Genomic DNA, 26,894 nt, shown 5'->3' with positions numbered 1-26,894 from the left:
ACTACTTATTCATTAAGCTTTTATAAAATGTTTCTCTAATTTTTTCTGCAGATATAAAACTCCACGCATAAGTAGCATCATAATTAGCAGTAATTTGCTTATTAGCTATTACTTGCTCTAGGCTTTTACCTGCGCCAATTTCTTTCTTCACATTAACATAAATGGTTTCTAACATTAAAATATAACTTTCTAACTCTTTTTTATTTGATAATTTTCCGTGACCAGGTATAATTTTTGTGTCTTCATTAGCTAAAATAGCCGCTTTCTTTAATGCATTTATATAACCTCCTACACTACCACCACGGTTTAAATCTATATAAGGGTATTTACCAGAAAAATAGGTATCTCCCATATGCAATACATTATTTTTACTAAAATAAATTTGCGCATCGCCATCTGTATGTGCGTTATGCACATGAATAGCCATTATAGTTTCATCTGCATCATATAACAACATTGTATCAGAAAATGTAATTTCTGGTAATTTCTTATGTGCGGTAACAGAATCTATTTTTTTAGACAAAAATGCCTTTTCATTCTCATTTACCAATCGTTCTCTAACTTTTTGATGTGCAATTATAGTAGTTGTTTGGTTGTTAAAATTAGCATTGCCACCAGTGTGGTCTCCGTGCATATGCGTATTAAGCAAGTATACAATTGGTTTAGTTGTAATGCTTTTTATTGCCTGCTTTATTTTTGTGCTTAACCTACTAAACTGGTCATCTATCATTAACACATATTCTTCTCCAACAAAAACACCTATGTTACCACCTTGCCCTGTTAACATATACATTTGCGGCGTAAGCTTATCTACTTGTATTTTTACGTCATTAGACTGTGATTGCACAATTGCTGCAAACATTAAAAATGGCAGTAAAAAAGCAAATTTTGTTGTTTTCATCATTAAATAGTGTTTGTTTTTATGTATAAAATATAAAGATAAGTACTAAAAAGTTAGCAATATGTTATTATTCATATTTATAGATTTTGGTAATTGCTAATTGCTAATTGGTTTTGTACATTTGTGAGATTAAAATTTGAGACAAAAAAAAGTATATATATGAGCAATTTTGATGTTATTGTTTTAGGTAGTGGACCAGGTGGTTATGTAACTGCTATTAGAGCTTCACAATTAGGTTTAAAAACAGCTATTGTAGAAAAAGAAAGTTTAGGCGGTGTATGTCTAAATTGGGGTTGTATCCCTACCAAAGCATTAATTAAATCTGCTCAGGTTTTTGAGTATTTAAAACACGCTGGTGACTATGGTTTGAATGCTGAAAATGTTGATAAAGATTTTGGAGCCATTATTAAGCGTAGTCGTGGTGTTGCTGAAGGGATGAGTAAAGGAGTTCAATTTTTAATGAAGAAAAACAAAATTGAAGTCATAAAAGGTTACGGTACTTTAAAAGCTGGTAAAAAAATAGCTGTTAAAGATGCAGATGGTAAAGAAACCGAATATAGCGCAGACCACATTGTTGTTGCAACTGGCGCACGTAGTAGAGAGTTACCAAGTTTACCGCAAGACGGTAAAAAAATTATAGGATATAGAGAAGCAATGTCTTTACCTGAACAACCTAAAAAAATGGTAGTAGTTGGTAGTGGTGCAATAGGTATGGAGTTTGCATACTTTTACAACTCTATAGGTACAGAGGTTACAGTTGTAGAATATTTACCTAATGTAGTACCTGTAGAAGACCAAGATATCTCTAAACAATTAGAGCGTAGCTTTAAAAAAGCTGGCATTAAAGTTAAAACTTCTTCAGAGGTTACTAAAGTAGATACTTCTGGCAACGGAGTTAGTGTTTACGTAAAAACAAGCAAAGGAGAAGAAATTATACAAGCAGATGTTGTTTTATCTGCTGTAGGTATTAAAACTAACATAGAAAACATTGGTTTAGAAAACGTTGGTATTGCTACAGACAGAGACAAAATTATGGTAAATGATTATTACCAAACTAACATACCTGGTTACTACGCAATTGGAGACGTTACTCCAGGACCAGCTTTAGCACACGTTGCTTCTGCAGAAGGTATTCTTTGTGTAGAAAAAATAGCAGGTATGCACGTAGAACCTATAGATTATGGTAACATTCCTGGTTGTACATACTGTATTCCTGAGGTTGCCTCTGTTGGTTTAACAGAAAAACAAGCAAAAGAAAAAGGATTTGACTTAAAAATAGGTAAATTCCCATTCTCTGCTAGTGGAAAAGCAAAAGCCTCTGGCACTCCAGATGGTTTTGTAAAAGTTATTTTTGATGCTAAATACGGTGAGTGGTTAGGTTGCCATATGATTGGCGCTGGTGTTACAGATATGATTGCAGAAGCAGTTGTTGCACGTAAACTAGAAACTACTGGTCATGAAATACTAAAAGCGATACACCCGCACCCAACAATGAGTGAAGCTGTTATGGAAGCCGTAGCAGACGCTTATGACGAGGTTATACACTTGTAATAGTTAACTAAACTTATACATAAATTGCCTAAAGTCTAAGCGTTTTTTACAATTAGGTTTTAGGCTTTTTTAAATTTAAAAATATGATTAAAGCATTTAGACTTATTGCCATACTAGAAGGAATATCCTACCTATTATTATTTGGTGTTGGTATGCCTTTAAAATATATGGCAGATATTAAAGCCCCTAACATTTATATTGGTAATGCACACGGTGTACTATTTATAGCTTATGCCATATTAGCATTTTTTGTATGCAGACATCTAAAATGGGGAATTAAAAGGTACGCTATCTTATTTATAGCGTCATTACTACCCTTTGGAACATTTTATATTGAAGAAAAATATTTTAGCCCTAAAGCATTAAAAGCGTAGGGCTTTTTTTTACTTATTAGGAAGAAGATCACAATACCAAAAGGAAGTATCCCAAGTAGTATCTTCATCTTTTTTAAAGCAATTGTCATCTTTGTTAGTCGTTGGCGCATATCCTTTTTTAACTTTCTCGCCTACTGTAAAACTCACAGGTTGCTTAAAAATAGGTCCATCATACACAAACGTATGAAACTCTCCGTTTTCTCCGCAAGGATCTACATTCTCTGGTAAATCATTAAAAAAACTTTCATCTACCTCTCTACCAACAAAAGACTCATCTAACAATTTAGCATTAACACAAACTGTAATTGCTTTAAAACCCAATTGCACCAATTCTTTAAGCAACACTTTTGTGTCTTGTTTCCATAGCGGAAAAACACCTTTTACTCCAACTTCTTTGAGTTTGTCTTCTCTATACTTTTTTAAATCTTCTAAAAAAATATCACCAAAAACTGCGTGTGTATAACCTTTAAGAATTAAACCTTGCATTGTGGTTTTCATAACCTCATTATAACTAGACATAGACACATCTGCATTTAACATAATGGTCTGTAAAGGCAAACCAATTGCTTTTGCTTGCGCCTCTAAAAGCGGTAAACGCAAACCGTGCATAGATACCCTATTAAATGTAGAGTTTACAGAAGTTACAAGTCTATCTACTTTATACGCATTAGACTGTTGCATCTTATACAATGCCAAGGCAGAGTCTTTACCACTACTCCAGTTAAAATATGTTTTATGCATTATAGATACTTTATTTTGTAGCTAAAAAACTCTGTATAGCCAAGTCATAACTCTGTAAGCCAAAACCAAGTATTACGCCTTTAGCAACAGGAGATATATAAGATTGATGACGAAATTCTTCACGCCCAAATGTATTAGAGATGTGCACCTCTACAACTGGGGTTTCTATAGCTTTTATTGCATCTCCAATACCAATAGATGTATGCGTGTAAGCAGCTGCATTTAGTACAATACCATCATAAGAAAAACCAACTTCTTGTATTTTAGATATAAGTTCACCTTCTATATTAGACTGGTAATAACTAAGCTCAACATTTTTAAAGTTAAGTTGTAGCTTAGCAAAATAATCTACAAACGTTGTCTTACCATATATTGTTGGCTCTCTTTTACCTAAAAGATTTAGGTTTGGCCCATTGATTATAAGTATTTTCATATGGTAAAAATACTAAATATTACGCATAAAAAAAGGAAGCCAATTGGCTTCCTTTTAAATATTCTATATCAGTTATTTTTACAACTGAAACATAAATCCTATGTTAAAAGTAGATGCATTTATATCATCTTCTAAACTAATACCAGCATATGATAAGTTAAGCTCAATTGAATCTGCTATTCTATAACCTAATTTAGGACGGTAATAAAAACCACCATCTACATCTTCCTTAAGACCAAGAGCATAACCTAAATCTGTACCTACAGAAAAATCTTCTGTAATCATAAATTTAGCTACTGCAGCAATTGGCAAAAACTGAATATCTTCTTGCTCTATTTCAATACCAGGACCTGCATCATAAGTTTTACCAAAATAGTGAGAATACCCAATAGTACCCCCGGCATAAAAAGTTTCTGAAACAGCACCTAAATACTGTATATCAACACCTGCATTAAAGCCATAAAAATCATCTAAATCTCCCATTGGAATACCTAAATTAACACCTGCTCCAAAACCTTCTTGAGCTTGTGCTCCAAAAGTAAATCCTAAAGCTGCGATAGCTACAATAAATAACTTTTTCATAAATAATAATTTTAATTTTTAATTTTTAGTTTATAATTATACCGTAAACATAAACAAATATTTTAACCTACTTACAAGTATTGTAGTATTAGCATTAAATTAAGATTTAATTAACAAAATTAGATTATAAATAAAAAAGCTGCCTAAAATATTAGACAGCTTTTAATACTATTAGTGAGTTTTTGCTTAGAAATGTAAAGCGAAACCTATGTTTAATTGGAAAACATCTTCATTAGAAAATGAGTCATCGTTTAAAGCAATGTTATAACGTAAACCTGGCTCAATACTAACATTTTCACCTAAGAAAATAGCATAACCACCTTGTAAACCTAAAAAGCTAGGATTTTCATCTACATCTTTAATACTCGTACCTGTATAATCAACTTGTACAGGAATCATACTAGCGATGTAATATTTAGCACCAACTTTATAAGAAAATGCACTTCCATCATCCCCTAAGTCTTGGTAACCTAAACCAACTTTTACCGCTAAATCATCAGCAACAAAGTAACCACCTTCAGCACCTAAAGACCAAGCAGTTTCACCATCTACAGATGTTAAACCAAAAGAAGTACTAGCCGCTTGAGTCCCGGCTTGACCACCAAAACCAGTATTAGCTTCAATTAACCATTTACCTTGAGCAGTTTGACCACCGTTAGTAGAAGTAGCTGCATCTTGTGCTTGTGCAGCAAAAGTAAATCCTAGAGCTGTGATAGCTACAATAAATAACTTTTTCATAAAAATAATTTTAATTTTTAGTTTATAATTATGCAGTAAACATAGTTTGTTAATTTTGTTTACTTACAATTTTTGTTGTGTAAATGTAAGTATTTGTGATGAGTAAGAAACATAAAAAATAGGGGTTTTAAAACTCTTTTTTTATCCAAATTATTAACTTAATTTTAACCTATATGAAATGGAGACAGGGATTAACTGATTATCAACACTTTCTAAAAATTGAAAGAGGGTTAATGGAGAATTCTATTACGAATTACGTTTTAGATGTTGAAAAATTAATTACATTTTTAAACAAAAAAAACATCACCGAATCTCCTATTTCTATATCAAAGGAAACTACACAGCAATTTATTTATGAAATTTCTGCTAGTATTAACCCTAGGTCGCAAGCTAGAATTATATCTGGCCTAAAAAGTTTTTTTAATTATTTAATTTTTGAAGATTACAGAGCAGACAATCCTATGGATTTAATAGAAGCTCCAAAAATTGGAAGAAAGCTGCCAGATACACTGTCTGTTGAGGAAATTAACAATTTAATAGATGCAATTGACCTAAGTAAACCAGAAGGTGAACGCAATAGAGCTATGTTAGAAACATTGTATGGTTGCGGTCTACGTGTATCTGAGCTTACCAACTTAAGACTATCTGACTTATTTTTTAAAGAAGACTTTATAAGAGTTACAGGAAAGGGAGATAAACAACGTTTTGTTCCTATTAGCAACATTAATAAAAAGTACATTAATATATATAAGGATGAAATAAGAAATCATCTAAACATAAAAAAAGGGTTTGAAGATATTTTATTTTTAAACAGAAGAGGTAGGCAATTAACCCGTGCAATGATTTTTACAATTATTAAACAACTTGCAGAAACCATTGGGTTAAAAAAAACAATTAGTCCGCATACACTACGCCACTCATTTGCAACACATCTTTTAGAAAACGGAGCAGATTTAAGAGCTATACAACAAATGTTAGGTCACGAAAGTATTACAACAACTGAAGTATACGTACATATAGATAGAAAACACTTAAGCCAAGTTATTGAAAACTACCATCCTAGAAAATAATTTTAAATTTATTTGTAACAAATACAAAATTACAACTACTAACAGGCTACAACTATCTACTTAAAAAGTGAGTAAAGAATTAGAACATGCTTTTGTAACAGAACTAGAGAACAACCAAAATATTGTTCACAAGGTTTGTACACTATACACTAATGATAAAGATGCTCATAATGATTTGTTTCAGGAAATAACAATACAGTTATGGAAAGCGTACCCTAAATTTAGAGGTGACTCTAAGTTTAGTACCTGGATGTACAGAGTTGCGTTAAATACTGCAATTACATTATACAGAAAATCTAAAAGAAAAGTAAGTACACAAAGTTATGAGTCTGTAATTTTTAAAATTAAGGCCGATGAATATGATGAAACAGAAGAATTACAACTAAAATTAATGTACAAAGCAGTAAAGCAGCTAGGAGACATAGACAAAGCATTAGTGTTTCTTTACCTAGAGGATAAAGACTATGCGGAAATATCTGAAACACTAGGTATTTCTGAGGTTAATGCCAGAGTAAAGATGAATAGAATAAAGAAAAAATTAAAAACCATTTTAAATCCTTAATATATATGGATGAATTGGATATCTTAAAAAAAGATTGGCAAAAAAAGGGAGATGAGCTTCCTAAATTGTCTTACAATGATATTTACAAAATGATATGGAAGAGATCTTCTTCTATCGTAAAGTGGATATTTATAATTAGTATTTTAGAGTTTTTACTACCTAATATACTTTTTATTTTTCCTAGCACAAGAGAGCACGTATCAAAAATGTACTACGGCAATGCCTACGGCACATTTTTTATGGTTGTAACTTTTATACAATACACATGTATTTTTTATTTTATTTTTCAGTTTTACAAAAGATACAAGGAAATATCTGTTTTAGACGACTCTAAAACATTAATGAAAAACATTATACGCACAAGAAAAACTGTAAAGTACTATATAATATTTAGCTTAGGAATGTTATTATTTACAATGCTTGCACAAGCTTTTACTGTTTATTTTGACCCAAATATGCTTACTACTGTATACAACCAAGAGTTACCACAAGGTATATCTCCAGAGAAGTTTAAATCTATAATGGTAATTACTTTTATTGTGGTTGCACTAGTAACAACCGTACTTTTTGCATTAATCTACTTTTTACTATATGGATTATTACTTAAAAAGCTTAATAGAAATTACTTTGAACTAAAGAAAATGGAAATTTAAACCAAACTGCCCTTTTTATAACCAAAAAAAAACCATCTGAATTTTACAGATGGTTTTTGTTTTTTCTAAAGAGGTTAAATGCTAAAACTAATCTAACTTCCACTTTCTAAGTTCGTTTTCTTCTTCCAAAGCTTTTAAATCTGCCTTAGAGATTACTTTTAAGAAAGACGGATCTTGCTCTATAGCGTGTCCTAACCTATCTATAATAGACTCAAAAGAGTCGTTTTCATAATCTATATCTAAAGGTTCTTTTATAACCATAGATTGTAAAATACCTTTTTTCTTAATACGTAAACCTTTTTTATCAAAAGAACGTCTAAAGCCATCTATTACTACTGGCACAACTATTGGCTTATATTTTTTTATAATATGCGCCGTTCCTTTACGTAAAGGTTTCCAAGGTGTGGTTGTTCCTTGCGGAAAAGTAATAACCCAACCATCTTCTAAAGCAGTACCAATGTTAGATATATCACTCATTTTTACTTGCCTTTTTACATCTTGCCCGTCTGCACGCCAAGTACGCTGTATACTAATAGAACCTGCATAAGCCAAAATCTTAGTTAAAAGACTTTTTTTCATTGTTTCTGCAGCAGCTACATAATACATATTAAGCTTTGGTTTCCAAATGTAACCTATGTTTCTAATAGAATCTTCTCTACCGCTTAAACTAGCATTAAAAACATGGAACATTGCTACCACATCTGCAAAATAAGTTTGATGATTAGACACAAAAAGCACGCCTTTATCTGGCAAATCTCTAAGTATTTGTGATCCTTCTATTTCTAATTTATTAAACCCTTTGTACCTGCGGTGTGTTATTACTGCCGCAACGCGTATTAACCATTTTTTTAAAAATAGTATATGCCCAAAAGGATTCTTTTTAAATAAACCCATAATTATTGTTGTGTTGCCAAATCTACAAATTTATATAATTATAACAATTGTTTTAGTAGCTCTTTAAGTTCACTCATAATCATTGCAGTTGCTCCCCAAACCACGTAACCATTTAATTTAAAAGCAGGTACATCAATATTTTTAGCATAAGAAGTTGTTAAATTTTGAGTACTAATTTTACTATCATCCATAAAATCTAGTAGAGAAACCTCTACCAAATGCTCTACCTCTGACTCCTGTATTACAAAAGGCGTAGGGTTAGGATACACACCAATGTAAGGCTGAACTTCAAAATTACTTGGAGGTATATAAATTGAAGACAATTTGCCCATAACCTGAACTTTATTTTGAGGCACACCAACTTCTTCATAAGTTTCTCTTAAAGCAGTATGCAACAAATTCTCATCTTCTTTCTCTACTTTCCCTCCAGGAAAACCAACCTGATTGGAATGTACACCCTTATAGGTTTTACGTAACATTAACAGCAAATTAGTACTATTTTCCTTTGTAGGATAAAATAATGCCATAACAGCTGCCTTACGTGCTTTATCGCGTTGGTTTTTCATTCTACTTAGCTCATCAATTCTAATAGACGGAGCCATTTTGTTATGAGATTCTTCACCTAATAATGGAAGATTCTTTATTTTTGAAATTCTTTTGGTAAAATCATCAAAATTCATGAATACAAAGATACTATCTTACGCTATACTATTACTATTAATTTTAACTACTGGTTGCAACAATACACCCAAACCCAAACAAAAAGTTAAACAGACTAAAGTTAAAAATGATACTGTTGCAGTAGACAGTTCTAAAGTTACTAAAAAAGAAGAAAAATTTGTACTTACAGAAGAAAATGCTATTCCTTTTTTTTATGAATACAACAAAACATTAAAAGAAGATAAAGTAAAAATTACAACCAACCTTGGTAGTTTTACATTACAACTTTTTGATAATGTACCCTACCACAAGGCAAATTTTATTTACCTAACTAAAAAAGGATATTTTAACGACACCTATTTTCACAGAGTAGTTAAAAATTTTATTATTCAAGGCGGTAATGCTGACAACAGAAAAACCGCTAAAAAAAGAGGTGAAATTGGCAGGTATTTATTGCCTCCAGATACAAAAAAAGGACACAAACACCATAGAGGTGTTATATCTATGCCTAGTAGTGAAAATGACAACCCACATAAGTTAGCTTCTCCTTATGAGTTTTTTATTGTTGTTACAAAGCCTGGGTCTTACCATTTAGATAAAGATTATACTCCTTTTGGAAAAGTTATAAAAGGTATGGATGTGGTAGATTTAATTAACAGACAACCTGTAGATGAAGGCGATTGGCCTAAGCAAAACATTTTTATTATTAAAGCCGAGGTTGTAAAGTAACTACTTTTTGCTTTCTACCGGAGGGTATATTGTTGGTAAGGCAATTTTAAACTTAACAGCCAACAAACGCACCGTTATTACAATTAAAATGCAAACTACATAAATGTAGTTGGGTTTTATGGGTAACTTTATTAAAAAAAAGTAACTGCTTGCCCCTATTATACAAGCCGTGGCGTATACCTCTTTTCTAAATATTACAGGTATTTCATTACACAAAATATCTCTTATAACACCTCCAAAACAAGCTGTTATTGTACCTACTACAATACACATTACGGGTAATAAATCTGCGTCTAAACCTTTTTCTACACCTGCTAATGTGTACAGACCAATACCAATAGTATCAAACAAAAATAAAGATGTTCTTAAGTATTTTAATTGCTTCCTAAACAATATAGACAACACAACTGTTATTAAAATAGTGTAAATATAAATGGGTTGTAATAACCATGTAACTGGTGTATTACCTAATAATAAATCTCTTAAAGTACCACCACCTACCGCTGTTACAAAAGCAACTATAAAAACTCCAAAAGGATCTAGTTTTTTATCCATTGCTACCAACACACCAGATATTGCAAACGCTATGGTTCCTAAAATATCTATAACCAAATAAAACATACGCTATAATTCTTGTGTGTAGTAAATGTAATCTTTTATAACAGTTGCTACAAAATCTATAGGCTTCTCTTGGGTTGTTATATTGGTTACTTCTTTTATTTTTTTTGATAATGAAACAATAACATTATGGTCTCCATTGCGTTTTGCAGAGTTAAACAGCTCTTTAATGGTTTGCATTTCTGCATCTTTAAAAACGGTTACTTGTGGGTAACTAGGTCTATAAGTATCTGGTAAGTTAGCTACCATAGTATCTTGCAGCTTTACCTTTTTCTTTTCAGTAATTACTGTAGTCCCTGCTGCTATATCTCCCAATCGCTGTCCGTTACCTCTTAACAATATTGTAAGTACCGCAACACCTCCTGAAGACATTACCACATCTACAATACGCATAATCCAACGTATAAAATAACTAGAAAAATTTGGTGTAGAGCCATCTAGTTTTACAACTCTTATAGACATTATTTTTTTACCAACTGTAGAGCCATTCATAAAATACTCTAACAACAAATAATAGAAGAAAGCTGGCAATGTTACAATTAAATACAAATGCCACATATCTTCAAAAGTAATGTTCATATATACCAGTAAAAGAATCATTAATAACGTATAAACAAAAATAACAATGCTATCTATAATATAGGCTAGCATCCTATCACCCAAATGTGCAGCATTTTGATGAATGCTAATATTTTGAGCAGTTTCTATTTGAATTTCGTTCATATTTTAGTTTCTTTGGTACAAATCTTAAAAGCCAATGCGCGAAGCTGCCTTTGTAAAGCAAAATAAAGACAAATGGACTACTTTTGAAAGTGTCCTGGCAAAGAAAACGGAAATTGACCCAAACAAATTGTCTGATTTGTATATTGAAATTACCGATCACCTTAGCTATGCTAAGACTTTTTACCCTGGTAGCAACACTGCTTTTTTTTTAAATTCTTTGGCTTCAGAGGCGCATCAAAAGATATATAAGACAAAAAAAGAACCAAAAAACAGAATAATCAGCTTTTGGAAAACAGAATTTCCTACATTATTTTATCACAATCGTCGTGAATTGCTAATTGCATTTCTTGTTTTTACATTTTTTTGCGCAGTAGGAGTTTTCTCTGCAGCTAATGATGGTGATTTTGTTAGGTCATTTTTAGGTGATGGATATGTAAATATGACTTTAGAAAATATTGCTAATGATGACCCTATGGCTGTTTACAAACAACAAACTGAATTTAAAATGTTTTTAGGCATTACTATTAACAATATAAAAGTAGCTATAATGGCTTTTATTTATGGTATTTTACTTGGTATAGGTTCTTTGTTTATTATGATGCAAAATGGCATTATGTTAGGCAGTTTCCAATATATGTTTTATGAAAAAGGCCTGCTATGGGAGTCTGCACGTACCATTTGGATACACGGGACTATAGAGATATCTGTAATTATAATTGCTGGTTGCGCCGGACTTGTTTTAGCTAAAGGAATTCTTTTTCCTGGGACATATACAAGGTTAGAATCTTTTAAACGAGGCACTGTAAACGGATTAAAAATAATGTTATCTACAGTACCATTCTTTATCATTGCTGGCTTTTTAGAAGGCTTTGTAACCAGACATACAGAAATGCCAGACTGGCTTGCAATATTAATTATTACAAGCTCGTTAGCTTTAATTTTATATTATTACGTTATTTACCCTTATTTATTACACAAAAAAACCAACCATGCAGAACAATAATTATGTAGAGTTTAAAAAGAAAAGAGACTTAGGTGAGATTCTGGGAGATACTTTTGCTTTTTTAAGAACTCAGTTAAAACCATTTTTTAATACCTTTTTTAAAATAGCCGGTCCTTATTTAGTCATATTTTTAATTTGCAATGCCTTTTATGCTTATACCGTGGGAGGACTAATGAATTTTAATATTGAAAGCTCTAATGAAGTAACTAACGTTTTAATGGTTTTTGTTGCAGCATTGGTATTTATTTTATCTATGGGAGCAGCTTATGCAATGGCACAGTCCGTTACCTTACACTATATAAAAAATTATGTAGAAAACAACGGAGTTATTAATTTTGATCAGATAAAATCTGAAGTATATAGTACTTTTTGGAAGTTTATAGGATTAGCATTTTTAGTAGGTATTTGTGTGGGTCTTGGTTTAATGCTTTGTTTAATACCTGGAATATATTTGTATGTACCACTAACCCTATCTTTTAGTATTTTAATTTTTAATAAAAAACCTGTTGGTGATGCTTTTAGCTATAGTTTTAGTTTAATTAAAGATTATTGGTGGATAACATTTGCCACTATGCTTGTTGTTGGTATTGTTGTTGCCGTAGCAGGTTACGCATTTAGTGTACCGTCTGCAATTTATATGTATGCAAAAATGGGTGTGTTTTCTGCAGAAATAGATCCTAGTAATATGGGAGACACTTTAATAGACCCAATAGGAATAGCCATAAATACTATAACGGCTTTATTTCAATACCTATTAAGTATTATAACTGTTGTTGCTGGCGCTTTTATATATTTTGATTTAAACGAAAGAAAAAATTTAACTGGAACAATGGAGCGTATTCAAAATTTAGGTAATTCTACCAATCTTTAATATGCAAAAGCTTCTTTTTTCTTTACTTATTTGCATTACTTTTTCTATATCTGCGTACAGTTTTCAAGACTCTACCAATGTAGAGTATGATGATGCTTCTATGCCTGTACAGAAAATTACAGAAGAAGACTTACAATCCTATAAAGATGACTCTAGCTATAATTACACCTTAGAAAAAGCAGATAACTCTTGGTGGGAAAAATTTAAAACTTGGTTATACTCTTACTGGTTGCGCTTTTTTCAATGGCTATTTGGAGGTGAAAAAGCTGTTGGCTATTTGTCTGCTTTTTTAGGTCTATTACCATATTTACTACTGGTTATTTTAATTGTAGTTGCTGTACTATTCTTTTTAAAAACAAATATGAACAGCATAAGCTTATCTAAAAAGAACAAGAGTGCTGTTACCTTATCTGAAGAAGAAAACATTATAAAAAATGAAGATATTCAGCAGTTAATAAAAAATGCATTAGAAGATAAAAACTACAGGTTAGCAATTAGATATTACTACTTGTATATCTTAAAAATAATGAGTGAAAAAGATCTTATAGACTGGCAATTACAAAAAACTAATGACGATTACCAAAAAGAATTAAGCAACTCTACTTACGCTAAACCTTTTGTAACTATAACTAGGTTATATGATTATATTTGGTATGGAGATTTTGCAATAGACGAAACAAAATACAATAAAGCAGCTGCTGAGTTTATTAAACTACAAAATAGTATTACCAAAAAGTGATAAAAAAAGGAAAATCATATATAATAATTTTAGTAGTAACATTTGTTACTTACTTAGCTTTGGAATACAATAAACCAAAAGAAGTTAATTGGTTTCCTTCTTTTACTACACACCATAAAATACCATTTGGAACAAAGGTTTTTAATGATATTTTAGAAAAAAGATTAGGTGATAAAATAACCGCAGTGCAAGAACCTCCTTATATTTTTTTAAATAAAAACAACAATATTTCTGGCACTTATGTTTTAATAAACAACACCCTAGATATAGACAAAAGTGAAGTTAAAAAACTTTTAGAGTGGACCGCCAAAGGAAATACACTATACTTAGCTGGCTCTAGTTTTAGTCACGCTTTAAAAGATGAGCTTAATTTTAGCTCTAAAACACTTTATACAAATGATATAAATCATCACTTTTATATGCAGTTGGTTAATCCTTCTTTAAAAAGTGATAAACCTATAGTGTTTAGTAAAAAATCTGATGTAACTTATTTTTCTAAAATAGACACATTAAATACCAAAGTATTAGGAGTTATAGATAATTTTGAAACCATATCTATAAAAAATGCAAATATTATAAAGCAGAATTACGGTGACGGAACTGTTATTTTAAATCATTTCCCTTATGCATTTACCAATTATTTCATTTTAGAGAATAAAAATAATACAGACTTTACATCTTCTTTATTGGCTTATATAGATACTACTAAAAATGTGTATGTAGATAATCATCATAAAACGGGCAAAACATTTTACACTTCACCAATGCGCATATTTTTAAGTGCTAAAGAATTAAAATGGGCCTATTACATAGCCCTAATTGGTGCTTTATTTTATGTGTTTTTTGAAGGAAAAAGAAAACAACGAGCTATACCTGTGGTTACCCCTTTAAAAAATCAGACTTTGGCGTTTACACGTACCATAGCAGATATGTATTATCAAAAAAACAGGCAAAAAGAAATTGCAGAACATAAGATTAACTTTTTTATGGATTTTGTACGATCTAAATTTCATGTAAATACTTTAGAAAAGAATGATGATTTTTACAATACAGTCTCTGCCAGAAGTTTTCATACAAAGGAAGAAATTAAAAATTTATTTCTTTTTTTAGATAATCTTATGAATAAACACAGCATAACTAATGACGAGCTGTTAGCATTAGATAAAAAAATAGAACAATTTAAAGACAAAGCAAATGGAAGCAAATAACGATATCAATTTTGATAATAGAATACCTCTAGAAGATTTAAAAAATGCCGTAACAGGTATTAAACAAGAGCTGGCTAAAGTAATTATTGGTCAAGACCGTTTTGTAGAGTTGTTAATTGTTTCACTTTTAGTAGATGGCCACGTGTTAATTGAAGGTGTCCCTGGGATTGCAAAAACAGTTACTGCTAAATTATTTGCTAAAACTTTAAAAACAGATTTTAGTCGTATACAGTTTACTCCAGATCTTATGCCTAGTGATATTTTAGGTACTTCTATTTTTAACGTTAAATCTTCTGAGTTTGAATTTAAAAAAGGGCCCATTTTCTCTAACATTATTTTAATTGATGAAATAAACAGAGCTCCTGCTAAAACACAAGCCGCTTTGTTTGAAATTATGGAAGAAACACAAGTTACTATGGATGGTAAAACATACAAAATGGAAGCTCCGTTTATGGTTTTAGCTACCCAAAACCCTATAGAACAAGAAGGCACATACGCATTACCAGAGGCACAATTAGACCGTTTTTTGTTTAAAATAAAAGTAGAGTACCCAAACTTAGAAGAAGAAATAAAAATAATTACAACTCATCATGAACGTAAAGGAGCTAAGCCACAAACATTAATTAATGATATACTTTCTCCTAATAAACTTAAAGAGTATAAAAAAAACATACAAGATGTAATTGTAGAAGCTAAAATTCTGCGTTACATAGCAGAGATAATTTCAAAAACTCGTAACCACCCACACCTATACCTTGGTGGTTCTCCTAGAGCCTCTTTAGCTACCTTAAACGCCGCTAAAGCTTTTGCTGCTATTAACGGTAGAGATTTTGTTACTCCAGAAGATGTAAAAAAGGCGTTAGAGCCTGTGCTAAACCACAGAGTAATTTTAACTCCAGAACGCGAAATGGAAGGTATGACAACAGAAAGTGTTGTGCATATGATAATTGAATCTGTAGAAATACCTAGATAATACTACATGCGCTTTTTAAAATCGTTTTACATACACAATACCTTTTTTTGGTACCTAGCCATACTAGCAGCAATGTTTATGACATCATACTGGTACAAATGGCTATACCCTATTGCGTGGATTTGTACTATGGTTTTGTTAGCAATGTTTTTGTTTGATATTGTTTTACTTTACGCTACAAAAAACAGTGTAAAAGCCAGCAGAAGCTTGCCTCAAAAATTATCAAACAGTGACCATAACCCTATTGTTATGGAATTTATAAGCACATACGATTTTAAAACTGGTATCACTGTAGTAGAGGAATTACCTATTCAATTTCAAAAAAGAGATTTTAAATACAACACCATACTTACTAAAAAAGAACCTAAAATTTTTGAATATACAGTTAGACCTGTAGAACGTGGAGAATATTATTTTGGTAATTTAAATATTTATGCCTCTACTCCCCTACGCATAGTAAAACGTAGGTTCTTGTATTTAAAAAACCAAATGGTACCTGTTTACCCGTCTATTATACAAATGCAGAAATATGATTTTTTAGCTATTAGCAATAAATTATCTGAATTTGGAATGAAAAAAATTAGACGTATTGGACATACCCAAGAGTTTGAACAAATTAAAGAGTACGTTCCAGGAGACGACTTTAGAACCATAAATTGGAAAGCAACAGCAAAAAGTAACCAGTTAATGGTAAACCAATACCAAGATGAAAAATCGCAACCAATTTATTCTGTTATAGACACTGGCAGAGTAATGAAAATGCCATTTAATGGTCTAAAACTGTTAGATTATGCTATAAATAGTACACTCGCATTTTCTAATGTAGCTCTTAAAAAAAATGATAAAACTGGGATGATATCATTCTCTAAAAACATAGAGACTTTTTTACCTGCTGTACAAAAACCAACTTATTTAAACTCTATCCTAGAAAAGCTTTACAATATTTCTACAGAGTACACAGACTCAGATTTTGGATTGCTTTACGCGCATATTAAAAGAAAAGTAAATCACAGAAGTTTATTACTGCTTTACACAAATTTTGAGCACATTACAGCTATGCGTAGGCAACTACCTTTTTTACTTGCCATTGCCAAAAAGCACGTTTTAGTTGTTGTGTTTTTTGAAAATACCGAGCTAGAAGAACTCATAAATACTAGTGCTGATGACTTACAAGGTATTTACCACAAAACTATTGCAGAAAAATTTAGTATGGATAAAAAATTAATGCAGAAAGAACTGCAGCAATATGGCATACAAACTATACTTACCAAGCCAGAGGAACTAACAATTAATACTATTAATAAATATTTAGAAATTAAGGCGAGAGGACTTTTATAATAAAATGTTATTTACAAATGCTTTATACTTCCTAAAATAGTAGACAATTAGTCTAAAAACATTGCCTAGCACCTCTTATATTACAAAACAGACCACTGTAAAAGAAACACTTACAAGTTTGGTCTAAAAAAAATACTACAAAGACAGGTTTTAAAATAAAAATTCTTTATTTTTCCGTATATTATATATTTTAAACCTGAACTAAAACCTATGTTAAAAACTAACTACAAAAAAATATATAGCGGAAACCAATTTAACGTAAAGGCTATTTTAGAAAAGCTGCTACAAATAAATATTGAAGGCGTTGTTAAAGATGAGTCAGAATCAGGAAGACTAGCTGGTTTTGCTTCAGCTATACCTGGAGAGCAAGATTTATATGTACATAATGATGAGGCTGAAAAAGCTTTAGAAATAGTTAATAATTATATTAAAGAATTATAACCGCTAAACTTATTTAATAAAAAAATAAGTTATAAAAACACTTAATACCTTACTATTATTACTTATTTTTAGTGTAGGTATTTATTTACATATGAAAACTCCCCCCATAACAAAAGAACTAAAGTTCTCTAAAACTTTAGTTGTAACACTACTGGTTATATGTATTATTCCTTTTATTCTTCAGCTAGCTGGAGTTAATTTTGGAAGTATAAACGTAGTTTTAGATGCCAGTGGAGATAAAGTTGTCTTGGATGATGCGTCTCAAAATTTAATTTTAACTCATTTAAGAGGTACTTTTACTCACTTAATTTTAGAATGGACAGCTATTTGTATTGCTGTATCTACTGCAATTTTAGCCTTTATACAATACAGAATAACCAACAACCCTACAACTCCTATAATTGGTGCCGCACTACTTTGTGCTGGTTTTATTGATGGTTTTCATGCATTAGCTGCTGTAAATATAATAGACTCTGCATCTACTAACGATAACTTTTTACCCTTTACTTGGGCGCTCTCAAGAATTTTTAATAGTGTTATTTTAATTATTGGAGCAAGCATTTTTCTTATAAAAGAAAAAAGAATGATTCCTAAAAGAGGAAGACGTTTTGTTTTACTAGTATCCTTATTTTTTGTGCTTTTAGCATATTTAACTATGTACTTTGTAGCATCTAGCAAGTCCTTACCAATTACAACATTTCATAACAGTTTTGTAACAAGACCGTATGATTTAATTTCGCTTATTCTTTTCTTATTTATGGCTATTTACTTATTTCCGAAGTTAAATAAAAAAGAAAATAGTGTTTTTTCTAACACACTCTTATGGAGTATGATACCCGCAATTGCTACACAAATGTATATGGCCTTTGGATCTGAGAATTTACATGATTCTAATTTTAACATTGCACACACCTTAAAGGCAATATCCTACGCTATACCTTTTATTGGTATTATGCTAGATTACATTTCGGCCCACAAAAAAGAACAAATAAGAGTTACAGCCTTAAAAAATGCCCATTATGTTGTTAGTCAAAAAAATAAAGAACTAGAACAGTTTGCATTTATTGCTTCTCATGATTTACAAGAACCACTACGTACATTACTAAATTTTACACAACTGTTTAAAGAAGAATATGCAGATAAGTTAGACGAAAATGGCAAAACCTATCTTAATTTTATTAGACAAGCTACCACAAGAATGAGCCTACTTATTAAAGCCGTTTTTGATTACTCTAGAATTGGAGTAAAAAATAATGTTACCAAAGTAAAAACCAACAAACTTGTAAAAAATATTATTGCAGAAATACAGCCTAATTTAAACGATATAAATGCCACTATTAAACATAAAAAGTTACCGAAAATTTATGGGCAAAAAACAGAATTACGTATTCTTTTTCAAAATTTAATTGGCAATGCAATTAAGTTTCAAAAAAAAGGAAACGCACCTGTAGTAGAAATACAAGGAAAAGATATTGGAGAATATTGGGAGTTTAGTGTAAAAGATAATGGCATTGGCATAGAAAAAAAGCATCAGGATAAAATATTTTCTATGTTTCAACGCTTACATTCTAAAGACATTTATGATGGTGTAGGAATAGGACTTGCTCATTGCTTAAAAATTGTATTAATGCATGAAGGCAGAATATGGGTAATATCTGAACCTAATAAGGGAAGCGAATTTAAATTTACTATTAAAAAACAAAAATGAACAAGCTAAAAAGTATATTGTTAATAGATGATGATGATGCAACTAATTTTTTGCATAAAATGGTCATTAAAAAAGTTAACTGTACAGATAATATCATTGTAAAAACCAATGGTGAAGAAGCAATAAATTATCTAAAAACAGAGACTGATGGTAAATATCCACAGCCTAGTTTAATTTTATTAGATATTAATATGCCTATAATGAATGGGTGGGAGTTTTTACAAGAATACAAAAAGCTTGAAGAAAACCAAATGGCAGAAACCGTTATAGTAATGCTTACAACATCATTAAATCCTGATGATAAAGAAAGAGCCTTAAGCTTTACACAAATTAACGATTTTAAAAGTAAACCACTAACACCAGACGGACTTAAAGACATACTTAAAAGCTTTTTCTTGTTTCCTGATGATATATAATGACATCCCCTAATTTTTAAGGTATATTTGCTTTTATGCAACAGATTATAGACCAAATGGGAAGGCAAATTAATTGCCCTAAAAAGCCATTACGTATTGTTTCTTTAGTTCCCTCACAAACAGAATTATTGGTAGATTTAGGTCTAGAAGAATATATTGTTGGGGTAACTAAATTTTGTGTACACCCTAAACACTTACGCATGTCTAAAAAAGTGGTTGGCGGCACAAAAAAAATATCTTTAGCTAAAATTGAAGCTGCAAAACCAGACATAATTTTGTGTAATAAAGAAGAAAACACAAAAGAAATTGTAGAAGCGCTAGAAAAACTTTACCCTGTACACGTATCTAATATTAATGATTTAGAAGATTCTTTAGAGCTAATAATGCAATATGGCACAATTTTTAATAAAATGTTTAGTGCCACAAAAATTGTTAGCACTATAAGAAATGAAGCAAATACCTTTAAAGATTTTATAAAAGACAAACCACGTAAAAAAGTAGCTTACTTAATTTGGAAAGAACCATATATGGCTGCAGGCAAAAATACTTTTATAAATCATATGCTTACACTTAATAACTATGATAATGTTTTTAGTGATAGCTTACGGTATCCAGAAACAACCTTAGAAGCTTTAAAAGAATTAAAACCAGACTCTATTTTATTATCATCTGAGCCGTATCCTTTTAAAAGAAATCATATAGATGAAATAAAAAAAATAATGCCATCTACAACTGTTGAGTTGGTAGACGGCGAATATTTTTCTTGGTATGGTAGTAGACTACTAGATGCCTTTATCTATTTTAAATCTTTACACTATTAATTACAAGTTAGCCATTTGTGTTTTTGCCAAGTTAAACTCGGTTACTATTTCTTTTACAATGTCAGCTGCAGGCATAATTTTATGTATAATAGCAGCAACCTGGCCTATTTCTAACTCGCCATCTTCCATATCACCTTCAAACATTCCTCTTTTAGCTCTTGCCCTACCTAACAAGGTTTTTAAATCTTCTGGTGTAGCTCCTTTACTATATGCATTTTGCACCTCATTAAAAAATTTGTTTTTTAATAAACGTACTGGGGCCAATTCTTTTAAAGTTAATTGAGTATCTCCTTCTTTAGCATCTACAACTTTTTCTTTAAATAGTTGATGAGATGAAGCCTCTTCACTAGCCACAAATCTGCTTCCAATTTGCACTGCATCTGCACCTAAAATCATAACCGCTAACATTGCTTTACCCGTTGCAATACCACCAGCAGCAATTAATGGTATTTTTAGCTGCTCTTTAACTGCTGGTATTAAGGCTAAAGTAGTAGTTTCATCTCTACCGTTATGTCCGCCTGCCTCAAAACCCTCTGCAACAACAGCATCTACTCCGGCTGCCTCAGACTTTAATGCAAATTTTAAACTACTAACAACGTGCACTACCGTAACACCATTTTCTTTTAAAAAGCTTGTCCAAGTTTTAGGATTACCAGCAGAAGTAAAAACTATTTTAACACCTAGGTCTACAATAATTTTCATTATTTCTTCTACGTTAGGGTATAACATTGGCACATTAACGGCAAAAGGTTTATCTGTAGCTTTTTGGCATTTTAAAATATGCTCTTTTAAAACATCTGGGTACATAGAACCCGCACCAATTATTCCTAAGCCACCAGCATTAGAAACAGCTGAAGCTAATTTCCAACCACTAGCCCATATCATTCCTGCTTGTATTATAGGATATTCAATATTAAATAATGATGTTATTCTGTTTTGCATATTTATTTTTTTCAACTTTTATAATTATGATATTACCCCAGAGCCTATTAGCTCATCACCAATATGCCAAGCAACAAATTGACCTTCTGTCATTGCAGACTGCTCTTCTTTAAAATCTACATACAATCCAGTATCTACTTTATACAATGTTGCTTTTTGTAAAGCTTGCCTGTAACGTATACGTGCCATAACCTCCATAGTTTCATCTACCTCTAAAGCCATATCTGTACGTACCCAATGTAACTCTTCATTAGATACAAAAAGTGTTTTACGGTATAACCCAGGATGCTTTTTACCTTGCCCTGTATATATTATATTTTCATCTACATCTGTCTCTATAACAAACAAAGGTTCCTTGGTACCACCAACAGCTAAACCTTTACGTTGTCCTTTGGTAAAGTAATGTGCACCTTGGTGTTCTCCTACAACTTTACCATCATTTAAATTATAAACTGGTTTTGTTGCGTAAAAAGCCAATTCATCTTCTTTGGTTGCAAATTCTGGTATTGCATTGTTGTATTGTTCTAATGAAGATGAAACCTCTACAATTACACCTTGTTTTGGTTTTAGTTTTTGCTGAAGAAAATCTGGCAAACGCACTTTACCTATAAAACAAAGTCCTTGAGAGTCTTTTTTATCTGCTGTAATTAAATCATTAGCTGCTGCAATTTTTCGTACTTCTGGCTTTAGTAAATCTCCAATAGGAAACAACGTTTTAGACAGTTGTTCTTGTGAAAGTTGACATAAAAAATACGATTGATCTTTATTGCCATCTTTACCAGCTAAAAGTTGATGTATTTCTTTACCCTCTTCATTTATAAAAGAAGTTTTTCTACAGTAATGTCCTGTAGCTACATAATCTGCACCTAATTGCATTGCAATCTTCATAAACACATCAAACTTAATTTCTCTGTTACAAAGTACATCTGGATTTGGTGTTCTTCCTTTTTCATACTCATTAAACATATAGTCTACAATGCGTTCTTTATATTCTGCACTTAAATCTACTGTTTGAAAAGGAATACCTAATTTCTCTGCAACTATTAGTGCATCATTACTATCCTCTAACCAAGGACATTCATTAGAAATGGTAACAGAATCATCGTGCCAATTTTTCATAAAAAGCCCTATAACATCATAACCTTGTTCTTTTAAAAGATAAGCTGTAACGCTAGAATCTACACCTCCTGAAAGTCCTACTACTACTTTTTTCATTTTTTATAATCTGAATTGCAAAAATACAAAAATCTAAAATGCTTTGTATTTCTATTAACACCCATAAATCTTTAATTTTTCATAAAGAAATATACCGTTTATCGATATTTAAAACCGATTAAAAACGGACTAAAAACTTAGTCGAAAACTTAACAACAAAATGACTCTGCTTAACATACAAAAATGCAGCTTTTACAACTAAACATTTTTTAACCTTTTAATAGGTTGCATCTTTGGAGTCCCAAATGTTACTAAGTTTAACCTACTTAGTGCTCAAAGCTCCTAGAAATAGGAGCTTTTTTTTATTTAAAGAATACATAACAAAAAAATCCTGCTTCAAAACTGAAGCAGGATTTTTAATATAATTTAAAAAAGACTATTATCTATTCTTTTTTTGCTCTTCTGCTTGCTCCATCATTTCACGCATTTTCTTCTGAAACTTATTTTCTTTCTTAGGTTTCTTTTTATTTTCCTGAATTTTAGCGTGTATTTTATCTTCATCTATAATAAACTTCTTAATTGCCAACATAATAAATATTGTAATTAAGTTAGATACAAAGTAGTACAAACTAAGTCCACTTGCGTAACTATTAAAGAATATTAACATCATTAATGGAGATAGGTAAAGAATAAATTTCATATTAGGCATACCTGGCTGCTGTTGCATATTTTGTCCAGATGTCATCATCATATAAAAGAAGATGGCAATAGATGCTAATATTGGAAATAAACTAACGTGATCCCCGTACAATGGAATGTGAAATGGTAATTCTGCTATAATATCATAAGATGATAAATCGTCTGCCCATAAAAATGGTTTTTGACGCAACGCAAAAGAGGTTGGAAAAAACATAAACAAGGCATAAAAAACTGGCAATTGTAATAAAGCTGGTAAACAACCACTCATTGGGCTTGCCCCTGCTTTATTATAAAGCTTCATAGTTTCTTGTTGCTTTTTCATTGGATTGTCTTTGTACTTCTCTCCTAATTCTGCAATCTCTGGCTTTAAAACCTTCATTTTTGCTTGTGATAAGTACGACTTGTAGGTTACTGGCGACATTAATAAACGCACCAAAATTGTCATTACAATAATTGCAATACCGTAAGGTAAAAAGCTACTTAAAAAAGTATAAGCTGGCGTAAACACATATCTATTTATAAAACCAAATATTCCCCAACCGTAAGGTATAGAGTCCTCTAAACCTAGCTCTTTGTATTTAGATAGTTCTTTAATATCTGTTGGCCCATAATACAGGTTCATATTATAAGATAGTTCACCGGCATCTGCTTTTAAAGGTAATACAGCTGTATTCTCTTTAGTAAATTTTGTTTCTGGTGTATCATCTTCAACTAAGTTTACAGAACTTAATTTAGCTGTTTCAAAATGTTTATCTGTAGCTAATATAGAGCTAAAGAAATGTTGCCTGTAAGACAACCATTTAACATCTACCTCTTCTTCTTCATCATCACTGCTTTCTGATAATTTACTAATATTACCATCATCATGGTTGTATGTTAAACGGGTATATCTATTTTCATATGTAGCACTTTTACTGTGTCTAATTCCTTTTTGCTTCCAGACTAAAGCAATTGGTGCAGCGCTGTTTAATACTCCGTTTAAACCTTGAGAACGAATATTAAAATCTAACAAGTACTCATCTGGTTTAATCTCATATCTGTATTCTAAAAAGTCTGTAGCAGATACTTTAGCTTTCATAGAAAGCACGGTATTATCACCATTTTTAGAGATTGACGGTTCAAAATATAGATCTTTTGTATCTAAAACTCTATTATCTGATGTAGAAAAAGTTAATCCAAAACTTGCGTTATTGTCTTTTACTAAGTGTACAGGAAGTGAATCATAAGTAACAAAGTTTTTCATCTTTGCCTCTACAATTTGTCCTCCTTTGTTACTAATTCTTAAATAAAGAACATTGTTTTCTAAAACAGTTGTTCCTTCTGAAGCTGGTGTATACCCAAAAGCTCCTATTTTACTTTTGTAATTAGCAACCGCTGTAGAATCTGATAAATTTAAAACTGGTTCTTGAGCAGTAGTTTCTTTTTCTTGCTTGTTATCTACTGTGGCAGCTTCAGTTTTTTGTTGTTCTTTTTTCTGTGCTTCTAGTTCCTCGGCAGTTGGTTGTGTGGTATTAAACCATAAAACAAACAATCCAAAAATTAGTAAAAACCCAATTAAGGTTTTTGCATCAAATTTCTTTTCTTCCATTCTAATATGTCAAAGATTTTATAGCAAACACTATAAATCTAGTTATGTTAATAATAAATTACAATTTGCAAATATATGTCCAAATGTACACTTTATGCCAAAGTGGCACTTTTTTATTGTTTTTTATGCTCAAGAGCAGCTTTTACAAAGCCAACAAATAAAGGATGAGGATTTGCAACTGTACTTTTATATTCTGGGTGATATTGTACACCAATAAACCAAGGGTGAATATCTTTAGGCAGCTCTACAATTTCTACAAGACCTGTATCTTTATTAATACCAGAAGCTTGTAAGCCAGCAGCTGTTATTTGGTCTTTGTATTTATTATTAAACTCATACCTGTGTCTGTGACGTTCAGATATATCTGCCTTACCACTATACACATTTTTAACAAGGCTATTATCTTCTAAATGGCAAGCCCAAGTACCTAAACGCATAGTACCACCTTTGTTAACTACAGTTTTTTGCTCTTCCATTAAGTTAATAACAGGGTTTGGTGTTTTTTCATCCATTTCTTTAGAATTAGCGTCTGCTAACCCTAAAACATTTCTAGAAAACTCTATAACTGCCATTTGCATACCTAAACATATACCTAAAAATGGTATTTTGTTTTCTCTTGCATATTGTACAGCTTCAATTTTACCTTCTATACCTCTTTCCCCAAAACCAGGTGCTACTAAAATACCATCTAACCCCTTTAATTCTTCTGCCATATTTTTACCTAAAATATGCTCAGAGTGTATAGATTTTACTTCAACTTTTACCTCATTTTCTGCTCCTGCGTGTATAAAAGCTTCTAAAATTGATTTATAAGAATCTTGCAATTCTACATACTTACCAATTAAACCAATTGTAACTTGATTTTTTGGATTTTTATGACGTTCTAAAAACTGATTCCAGGTAGTTAAATCTGGCTTTTCTGTATCAGACAATGCTAATCGTTCTAAAACAACAGTATCTAAACCTTCTTGTTGCATTAGTAAAGGCACATCATAAATAGTAGATGCGTCTATAGATTGTATTACCGCCTCTCTTTTTACATTACAAAACAATGCTAACTTATGCTTTATTTCATCAGAGATTTGGTGTTCTGTTCTACAAACTAAAATATCTGCCTTAATACCACTTTCCATTAATGTTTTAACAGAGTGCTGAGTTGGTTTAGTTTTTAATTCTCCAGCAGCAGACAAGTATGGTACTAATGTTAAATGTATTACAATACCATTATTATCTCCTAGCTCCCATAGTAATTGCCTAACTGCTTCTATGTATGGCAAAGATTCTATATCACCAACAGTACCACCAATTTCTGTTATTACAATATCGTAATCTCCGCTTTTACCAAGTATTTGTATACGTTCTTTAATTTCATTGGTAATATGAGGAACTACTTGTACTGTTTTACCTAAAAACTCTCCTCTACGTTCTTTTTCTATAACACTTTGGTAAATTCTACCAGTAGTAACATTATTAGCTTGTGAAGTTCTTACGTTTAAAAAACGTTCATAATGCCCAAGGTCTAAATCCGTTTCTGCACCATCGTCAGTAACGTAGCATTCTCCGTGTTCATAAGGGTTTAATGTTCCTGGATCTACATTAATGTAAGGATCCAATTTTTGAATGGTAGTTCTGTAACCTCTAGCTTGTAATAATTTAGCCAAAGATGCTGCTATAATTCCTTTTCCTAGAGATGATGTAACCCCTCCGGTTACAAATATGTACTTAGTGTTTGCCATGTAGCGTTAGGTTGTTTTCTTAACGCA

At 31.3% G+C, this 26,894-nt stretch carries 29 protein-coding genes; 16 read left to right on the top strand and 13 right to left on the bottom strand.

Going from position 1 to position 26,894, the window contains the following annotated elements; translation table 11 throughout:
• Position 1: 1 nt before the first annotated feature.
• Positions 2-904, bottom strand: coding sequence for an MBL fold metallo-hydrolase (locus JM80_RS09530; protein WP_144709886.1), 903 nt, complete (start codon positions 902-904; stop codon positions 2-4).
• 156 nt (positions 905-1,060) lie between these two features.
• On the opposite strand from JM80_RS09530, the gene lpdA reads away from it, so the two are divergent.
• Positions 1,061-2,452 carry a dihydrolipoyl dehydrogenase gene (gene lpdA / locus JM80_RS09525; protein WP_013619776.1) on the top strand — a complete coding sequence of 464 codons (1,392 nt, stop codon included), beginning with the start codon at positions 1,061-1,063 and terminating at the stop codon, positions 2,450-2,452.
• A gap of 83 nt (positions 2,453-2,535) precedes the next feature.
• The gene (locus JM80_RS09520; RefSeq protein ID WP_013619777.1) at positions 2,536-2,826 is read left to right on the top strand and encodes a DUF3817 domain-containing protein; all 291 of its coding nucleotides are present in this window, start codon (positions 2,536-2,538) and stop codon (positions 2,824-2,826) included.
• 9 nt (positions 2,827-2,835) lie between these two features.
• Here the strand turns inward: JM80_RS09520 and JM80_RS09515 are convergent, their stop codons facing one another.
• The 4 genes from JM80_RS09515 to JM80_RS09500 form a co-directional block, all read right to left on the bottom strand.
• Positions 2,836-3,567, bottom strand: a complete 732-nt coding sequence (locus tag JM80_RS09515; RefSeq protein WP_144709884.1) for a diphthine--ammonia ligase — start codon at positions 3,565-3,567, stop codon at positions 2,836-2,838.
• Positions 3,568-3,577: 10 nt separating this feature from the next.
• Complete coding sequence (aroQ, locus tag JM80_RS09510; protein WP_144709882.1) at positions 3,578-4,000, bottom strand: type II 3-dehydroquinate dehydratase; 423 nt, start codon at positions 3,998-4,000, stop codon at positions 3,578-3,580.
• Positions 4,001-4,078: 78 nt separating this feature from the next.
• Positions 4,079-4,582, bottom strand: a complete 504-nt coding sequence (locus tag JM80_RS09505; protein ID WP_075694223.1) for an outer membrane beta-barrel protein — start codon at positions 4,580-4,582, stop codon at positions 4,079-4,081.
• A 186-nt stretch (positions 4,583-4,768) separates the two neighbouring features.
• The gene (locus JM80_RS09500) at positions 4,769-5,320 is read right to left on the bottom strand and encodes a hypothetical protein (protein WP_144709880.1); all 552 of its coding nucleotides are present in this window, start codon (positions 5,318-5,320) and stop codon (positions 4,769-4,771) included.
• Positions 5,321-5,493: 173 nt separating this feature from the next.
• Between JM80_RS09500 and xerD the strand changes: the two genes are divergently transcribed.
• The 3 genes from xerD (at position 5,494) to JM80_RS09485 (ending at position 7,605) form a co-directional block, all read left to right on the top strand.
• On the top strand, positions 5,494-6,390 hold the full coding sequence (gene xerD, locus JM80_RS09495) for a site-specific tyrosine recombinase XerD (protein ID WP_075694225.1): 897 nt from the start codon (positions 5,494-5,496) through the stop codon (positions 6,388-6,390).
• 67 nt (positions 6,391-6,457) lie between these two features.
• The gene (locus tag JM80_RS09490; RefSeq protein ID WP_013619783.1) at positions 6,458-6,952 is read left to right on the top strand and encodes an RNA polymerase sigma factor; all 495 of its coding nucleotides are present in this window, start codon (positions 6,458-6,460) and stop codon (positions 6,950-6,952) included.
• Between the two features lie 5 nt (positions 6,953-6,957).
• Positions 6,958-7,605 (top strand): hypothetical protein, encoded by a 648-nt coding sequence (locus JM80_RS09485; protein WP_089118082.1) that lies wholly within the window; start codon positions 6,958-6,960, stop codon positions 7,603-7,605.
• 87 nt (positions 7,606-7,692) lie between these two features.
• Here JM80_RS09485 and JM80_RS09480 read toward each other — a convergent pair whose 3' ends face one another.
• Together JM80_RS09480 and JM80_RS09475 are read right to left on the bottom strand one after the other, a co-directional pair.
• On the bottom strand, positions 7,693-8,499 hold the full coding sequence (locus JM80_RS09480) for a 1-acyl-sn-glycerol-3-phosphate acyltransferase (protein ID WP_013619785.1): 807 nt from the start codon (positions 8,497-8,499) through the stop codon (positions 7,693-7,695).
• A gap of 38 nt (positions 8,500-8,537) precedes the next feature.
• Positions 8,538-9,179 carry a CoA pyrophosphatase gene (locus JM80_RS09475; RefSeq protein ID WP_034644558.1) on the bottom strand — a complete coding sequence of 214 codons (642 nt, stop codon included), beginning with the start codon at positions 9,177-9,179 and terminating at the stop codon, positions 8,538-8,540.
• Between JM80_RS09475 and JM80_RS09470 the strand changes: the two genes are divergently transcribed.
• On the top strand, positions 9,178-9,888 hold the full coding sequence (locus JM80_RS09470; protein ID WP_013619787.1) for a peptidylprolyl isomerase: 711 nt from the start codon (positions 9,178-9,180) through the stop codon (positions 9,886-9,888). The two genes, JM80_RS09475 and JM80_RS09470, sit on opposite strands and share 2 nt — an antisense overlap.
• Here JM80_RS09470 and JM80_RS09465 read toward each other — a convergent pair whose 3' ends face one another.
• A complete protein-coding gene (locus tag JM80_RS09465; protein WP_013619788.1) occupies positions 9,889-10,509 on the bottom strand; it encodes a trimeric intracellular cation channel family protein in 621 nt (206 codons plus the stop codon). It abuts the gene before it with no gap.
• Positions 10,510-10,512: 3 nt separating this feature from the next.
• Positions 10,513-11,229: an RDD family protein gene (locus JM80_RS09460; RefSeq protein WP_089118081.1), complete on the bottom strand. Its 717-nt coding sequence runs from the start codon at positions 11,227-11,229 to the stop codon at positions 10,513-10,515.
• Positions 11,230-11,263: 34 nt separating this feature from the next.
• Here JM80_RS09460 and JM80_RS09455 point away from each other — a divergent pair, with 34 nt between their 5' ends.
• From JM80_RS09455 to JM80_RS09410, 10 genes are all read left to right on the top strand, one after another.
• Entirely contained in the window at positions 11,264-12,232 is a 969-nt protein-coding gene (locus JM80_RS09455; RefSeq protein ID WP_144709878.1) for a stage II sporulation protein M, read from the top strand.
• Positions 12,219-13,103, top strand: coding sequence for a hypothetical protein (locus JM80_RS09450; RefSeq protein ID WP_013619791.1), 885 nt, complete (start codon positions 12,219-12,221; stop codon positions 13,101-13,103). The genes JM80_RS09455 and JM80_RS09450 overlap by 14 nt, the downstream gene beginning before the upstream one ends.
• A 1-nt stretch (position 13,104) precedes the next feature.
• Positions 13,105-13,842 (top strand): DUF4129 domain-containing protein, encoded by a 738-nt coding sequence (locus JM80_RS09445; protein ID WP_013619792.1) that lies wholly within the window; start codon positions 13,105-13,107, stop codon positions 13,840-13,842.
• Positions 13,839-15,050 carry a DUF4350 domain-containing protein gene (locus tag JM80_RS09440; protein WP_144709876.1) on the top strand — a complete coding sequence of 404 codons (1,212 nt, stop codon included), beginning with the start codon at positions 13,839-13,841 and terminating at the stop codon, positions 15,048-15,050. The genes JM80_RS09445 and JM80_RS09440 overlap by 4 nt, the downstream gene beginning before the upstream one ends.
• Positions 15,037-16,023, top strand: a complete 987-nt coding sequence (locus tag JM80_RS09435) for a MoxR family ATPase (protein ID WP_144709874.1) — start codon at positions 15,037-15,039, stop codon at positions 16,021-16,023. Before JM80_RS09440 ends, JM80_RS09435 begins: the two co-directional genes overlap by 14 nt.
• Positions 16,024-16,029: 6 nt before the next feature.
• Complete coding sequence (locus JM80_RS09430; protein ID WP_034644563.1) at positions 16,030-17,361, top strand: DUF58 domain-containing protein; 1,332 nt, start codon at positions 16,030-16,032, stop codon at positions 17,359-17,361.
• Positions 17,362-17,571: 210 nt separating this feature from the next.
• Positions 17,572-17,802, top strand: coding sequence for a putative signal transducing protein (locus JM80_RS09425; protein ID WP_013619796.1), 231 nt, complete (start codon positions 17,572-17,574; stop codon positions 17,800-17,802).
• Positions 17,803-17,893: 91 nt separating this feature from the next.
• Positions 17,894-19,510 (top strand): ATP-binding protein, encoded by a 1,617-nt coding sequence (locus tag JM80_RS09420; RefSeq protein ID WP_013619797.1) that lies wholly within the window; start codon positions 17,894-17,896, stop codon positions 19,508-19,510.
• Positions 19,507-19,926, top strand: coding sequence for a response regulator (locus tag JM80_RS09415; protein ID WP_013619798.1), 420 nt, complete (start codon positions 19,507-19,509; stop codon positions 19,924-19,926). Before JM80_RS09420 ends, JM80_RS09415 begins: the two co-directional genes overlap by 4 nt.
• Positions 19,927-19,961: 35 nt before the next feature.
• Positions 19,962-20,747, top strand: coding sequence for an ABC transporter substrate-binding protein (locus JM80_RS09410; protein ID WP_034644564.1), 786 nt, complete (start codon positions 19,962-19,964; stop codon positions 20,745-20,747).
• Here the strand turns inward: JM80_RS09410 and JM80_RS09405 are convergent, their stop codons facing one another.
• The 4 genes from JM80_RS09405 to JM80_RS09390 form a co-directional block, all read right to left on the bottom strand.
• Positions 20,748-21,689, bottom strand: coding sequence for a nitronate monooxygenase family protein (locus tag JM80_RS09405; RefSeq protein WP_034644565.1), 942 nt, complete (start codon positions 21,687-21,689; stop codon positions 20,748-20,750).
• Between the two features lie 24 nt (positions 21,690-21,713).
• Positions 21,714-22,904, bottom strand: a complete 1,191-nt coding sequence (mnmA, locus tag JM80_RS09400) for a tRNA 2-thiouridine(34) synthase MnmA (RefSeq protein ID WP_075694233.1) — start codon at positions 22,902-22,904, stop codon at positions 21,714-21,716.
• Between the two features lie 379 nt (positions 22,905-23,283).
• Positions 23,284-25,131 (bottom strand): membrane protein insertase YidC, encoded by a 1,848-nt coding sequence (gene yidC, locus JM80_RS09395; protein ID WP_144709872.1) that lies wholly within the window; start codon positions 25,129-25,131, stop codon positions 23,284-23,286.
• A gap of 113 nt (positions 25,132-25,244) precedes the next feature.
• Complete coding sequence (locus tag JM80_RS09390; protein WP_013619803.1) at positions 25,245-26,867, bottom strand: CTP synthase; 1,623 nt, start codon at positions 26,865-26,867, stop codon at positions 25,245-25,247.
• Between the last annotated feature and the right edge of the window lie 27 nt (positions 26,868-26,894).

This window comes from Cellulophaga sp. RHA_52 (assembly GCF_007827205.1).
In the GTDB taxonomy this organism is placed as follows: Bacteria; Bacteroidota; Bacteroidia; order Flavobacteriales; family Flavobacteriaceae; genus Cellulophaga; species Cellulophaga lytica.
This window is presented reverse-complemented; position numbering and strand designations above follow the sequence as displayed.

Excerpts from the sequence above, each read along its gene's own strand:
- JM80_RS09405 (WP_034644565.1), bottom strand. The coding sequence starts at position 21,689 with ATGCAAAACAGAATAACATCATTATTTAATATTGAATATCCTATAATA.
- JM80_RS09500 (WP_144709880.1), bottom strand. The coding sequence starts at position 5,320 with ATGAAAAAGTTATTTATTGTAGCTATCACAGCTCTAGGATTTACTTTT.
- JM80_RS09485 (WP_089118082.1), top strand. The coding sequence starts at position 6,958 with ATGGATGAATTGGATATCTTAAAAAAAGATTGGCAAAAAAAGGGAGAT.
- JM80_RS09415 (WP_013619798.1), top strand. The coding sequence starts at position 19,507 with ATGAACAAGCTAAAAAGTATATTGTTAATAGATGATGATGATGCAACT.
- JM80_RS09465 (WP_013619788.1), bottom strand. The coding sequence starts at position 10,509 with ATGTTTTATTTGGTTATAGATATTTTAGGAACCATAGCGTTTGCAATA.
- JM80_RS09430 (WP_034644563.1), top strand. The coding sequence starts at position 16,030 with ATGCGCTTTTTAAAATCGTTTTACATACACAATACCTTTTTTTGGTAC.
- JM80_RS09480 (WP_013619785.1), bottom strand. The coding sequence starts at position 8,499 with ATGGGTTTATTTAAAAAGAATCCTTTTGGGCATATACTATTTTTAAAA.
- JM80_RS09470 (WP_013619787.1), top strand. The coding sequence starts at position 9,178 with ATGAATACAAAGATACTATCTTACGCTATACTATTACTATTAATTTTA.
- JM80_RS09425 (WP_013619796.1), top strand. The coding sequence starts at position 17,572 with ATGTTAAAAACTAACTACAAAAAAATATATAGCGGAAACCAATTTAAC.
- JM80_RS09445 (WP_013619792.1), top strand. The coding sequence starts at position 13,105 with ATGCAAAAGCTTCTTTTTTCTTTACTTATTTGCATTACTTTTTCTATA.
- JM80_RS09460 (WP_089118081.1), bottom strand. The coding sequence starts at position 11,229 with ATGAACGAAATTCAAATAGAAACTGCTCAAAATATTAGCATTCATCAA.
- JM80_RS09520 (WP_013619777.1), top strand. The coding sequence starts at position 2,536 with ATGATTAAAGCATTTAGACTTATTGCCATACTAGAAGGAATATCCTAC.
- xerD (WP_075694225.1), top strand. The coding sequence starts at position 5,494 with ATGAAATGGAGACAGGGATTAACTGATTATCAACACTTTCTAAAAATT.
- JM80_RS09455 (WP_144709878.1), top strand. The coding sequence starts at position 11,264 with ATGCGCGAAGCTGCCTTTGTAAAGCAAAATAAAGACAAATGGACTACT.
- JM80_RS09475 (WP_034644558.1), bottom strand. The coding sequence starts at position 9,179 with ATGAATTTTGATGATTTTACCAAAAGAATTTCAAAAATAAAGAATCTT.
- mnmA (WP_075694233.1), bottom strand. The coding sequence starts at position 22,904 with ATGAAAAAAGTAGTAGTAGGACTTTCAGGAGGTGTAGATTCTAGCGTT.
- JM80_RS09515 (WP_144709884.1), bottom strand. The coding sequence starts at position 3,567 with ATGCATAAAACATATTTTAACTGGAGTAGTGGTAAAGACTCTGCCTTG.
- JM80_RS09530 (WP_144709886.1), bottom strand. The coding sequence starts at position 904 with ATGATGAAAACAACAAAATTTGCTTTTTTACTGCCATTTTTAATGTTT.
- yidC (WP_144709872.1), bottom strand. The coding sequence starts at position 25,131 with ATGGAAGAAAAGAAATTTGATGCAAAAACCTTAATTGGGTTTTTACTA.
- JM80_RS09505 (WP_075694223.1), bottom strand. The coding sequence starts at position 4,582 with ATGAAAAAGTTATTTATTGTAGCTATCGCAGCTTTAGGATTTACTTTT.
- JM80_RS09410 (WP_034644564.1), top strand. The coding sequence starts at position 19,962 with ATGCAACAGATTATAGACCAAATGGGAAGGCAAATTAATTGCCCTAAA.
- JM80_RS09420 (WP_013619797.1), top strand. The coding sequence starts at position 17,894 with ATGAAAACTCCCCCCATAACAAAAGAACTAAAGTTCTCTAAAACTTTA.
- lpdA (WP_013619776.1), top strand. The coding sequence starts at position 1,061 with ATGAGCAATTTTGATGTTATTGTTTTAGGTAGTGGACCAGGTGGTTAT.
- JM80_RS09435 (WP_144709874.1), top strand. The coding sequence starts at position 15,037 with ATGGAAGCAAATAACGATATCAATTTTGATAATAGAATACCTCTAGAA.
- JM80_RS09450 (WP_013619791.1), top strand. The coding sequence starts at position 12,219 with ATGCAGAACAATAATTATGTAGAGTTTAAAAAGAAAAGAGACTTAGGT.
- aroQ (WP_144709882.1), bottom strand. The coding sequence starts at position 4,000 with ATGAAAATACTTATAATCAATGGGCCAAACCTAAATCTTTTAGGTAAA.
- JM80_RS09390 (WP_013619803.1), bottom strand. The coding sequence starts at position 26,867 with ATGGCAAACACTAAGTACATATTTGTAACCGGAGGGGTTACATCATCT.